Here is a 2,256-nt window from a genome sequence, read left to right on the forward strand (position 1 = left end):
CCGCGTCTATACGGACGGTGCCTGCAAGGGCAATCCGGGTCCTGGCGGCTGGGGCGTGGTGCTGGAGGCTGGCAGCGCCAGGAAGGAGCTGTTCGGCGGCGAGCTGAACACCACCAACAATCGCATGGAGATGATGGCCGTGATCGAGGCGCTGTCTGCGCTCAGGCGGCCCTGCGACGTGGTGCTCTACATCGACAGCCAGTACGTGCTCAAGGGCATCACCGAGTGGATCCACGGCTGGAAGGCCAAGGGCTGGAAGACGGCCTCCAAGGAGCCCGTCAAGAACGTGGAGCTGTGGCAGCGGCTGGACGCCCTGGTGCAGGGTGGCGGGCACCGCATCGACTGGCGCTGGGTCAAGGGCCATGCGGGCGATCCCGGCAACGAGCGCGCCGACGCGCTGGCCAACATGGGCGTGGATCAGGCGCTGGGACGCTGAACGCCTTGTGCGGGACAGGTGCAATGCCTGTCCCTTGCTCCTCTTCCCGAGGACTACCTCAAACGCGGTAGATGAAAACCCCAGACACAGGACTCGATGGGTGCAGCTAATATTTCCATAAGTGGAAATTAATGCGCGCCCTGCCAGGCATCTTCCGTGGCGTGGTGTTTGAAATTGCCACTTGTGGAATTTTTAAACCATCTCACGATGAAAGAGCCTTGCGATGAAATACAAAGCAATTGCCGCATTGGCGATGCTGGGCGGCGCGGGAGCGGCGCTGGCCCAGAGTTCGGTGACGCTGTACGGCAGCATGGACCTGACCATGCCCTGGATCAGCGATGTGCGCGGGAGCCGGCTCACGCGCATGGATTCGGCCATCTCCCAGCCTGACCTCTGGGGCCTGCGCGGTTCCGAGGACCTGGGGGGCGGCCTGAAGGCCTCGTTCCAGCTGGAAAACGGATTCCTCACGGACATCGGCTCGCCGATCTCGCCCACCAGCTACTTCAACCGGGCTTCCTGGGTGGGCCTGGACAGCGCTTCGCTGGGCACGCTGCGGCTGGGACGCCAGGTCGATTTCACGGCCGGCACGCTGAGCCAATGGGGCAATGGCTACCAGCTCTACAACTTCTATCTGTACCACCCGGGCAACCTGGACGGCCTGTCCAGCCAGTTCCCCGTGGACAACTCCGTGGTCTACCTGACGCCGCGCATGGGCGGGATGCAGTTCGGCGCGCAGTATGGATTTGGCGAGGTGCCGGGCCGCTCGCAGGCCAACCGCACCTACAGCGTCATGGGCAGCTATTCCAGTGCCAAGCTCAATCTGGCCGTGGCCTACACCGATGCGCGTGGCCGTGCCTTCGATATCGCCGGGCGCACGGGCCTGGCGAACGCGCTGGGCCAGGACCTGGTGGCGGGCCGGCCGCTGGTGCTCGATACCTTCCAGGTGCTGGGCATCGGCGGCGGCTACCAGCTCGATGCGCTTCCGGTCCGGCTCAACGCGCTGCTCACGCGCTCCACGCTCAAGTACGGCGCAGCCTCCAGCCACATGAGCGCGCTAGACCTGGGACTGGCCTGGCAGACCAGCCAGGCGGTGACCATCAACACCGGCTACTCCTTCAGCCGTTTCGAGCAGACGAAGTGGAACCAGGTCCACCTGGGCGCGCGCTACGCCTTCTCCAAGCGCACGCAGTTGCATGCCTCGGTCACGCACCAGCGCGCCTCCGATGGCGTGGCGGCGATGAATTCCGTGGGCGTTGCCAGCGGTCGCACGCAGACCGTGATTGCAGCAGGCATACACCACTCGTTCTGAGAGGCATGAGACATGCAGCCCGGTCGATGCGGGCGCATTGGAGACCCCACGATGAAATTCACCCTCAATTCCCGAAGCGTGGCCTTTGACGGCGACGGGCAGACCCCCTTGCTGTGGGTGCTGCGCGACCACTTCAAGCTGCCGGGCACCAAGTTCGGCTGCGGCATCAGCATGTGCGGGGCCTGCACGGTCCATGTCGATGGCGAGCCCGTGCGTTCCTGCGTGCTGCCCGTCTCGACGGTGGGCGGCAAGGCGGTCACGACCATCGAAGGACTGTCCAGCAACCGTTCCCACCCCATCCAGAAGGCCTGGATGGACAAGGACGTGCCGCAGTGCGGCTACTGCCAGTCCGGCATGGTCATGGCCGCTGCCGCACTGCTCAAGGCCCATCCACAGCCCACCGATGCGCAGATCGACGAGGCCATGACCAATCTGTGCCGCTGCGCCACCTACCACCGCATCCGGGAGGCCATCCATGCCGCAGCGTCCAAGCAATGAACGGGGCCGCGTG

The 2,256-nt window shown here is 65.0% G+C and carries 3 protein-coding genes; all 3 read left to right on the forward strand.

Annotated features, from left to right (window positions below):
- Window positions 1–436 (forward strand): ribonuclease HI (gene rnhA, locus L995_RS24040; protein ID WP_047473952.1); only part of this gene is annotated, 436 nt, incomplete at its 5' end.
- Window positions 437–659: 223 nt separating this feature from the next.
- The gene (locus L995_RS24045) at window positions 660–1,745 is read left to right on the forward strand and encodes a porin (RefSeq protein ID WP_034365538.1); all 1,086 of its coding nucleotides are present in this window, start codon (window positions 660–662) and stop codon (window positions 1,743–1,745) included.
- Between the two features lie 51 nt (window positions 1,746–1,796).
- Window positions 1,797–2,243, forward strand: a complete 447-nt coding sequence (locus L995_RS24050; RefSeq protein WP_017404538.1) for a (2Fe-2S)-binding protein — start codon at window positions 1,797–1,799, stop codon at window positions 2,241–2,243.
- Window positions 2,244–2,256: the final 13 nt, after the last annotated feature.

It is taken from the genome of Delftia sp. ZNC0008, assembly GCF_000799035.1.
Lineage (GTDB): Bacteria > Pseudomonadota > Gammaproteobacteria > Burkholderiales > Burkholderiaceae_C > Comamonas > Comamonas tsuruhatensis.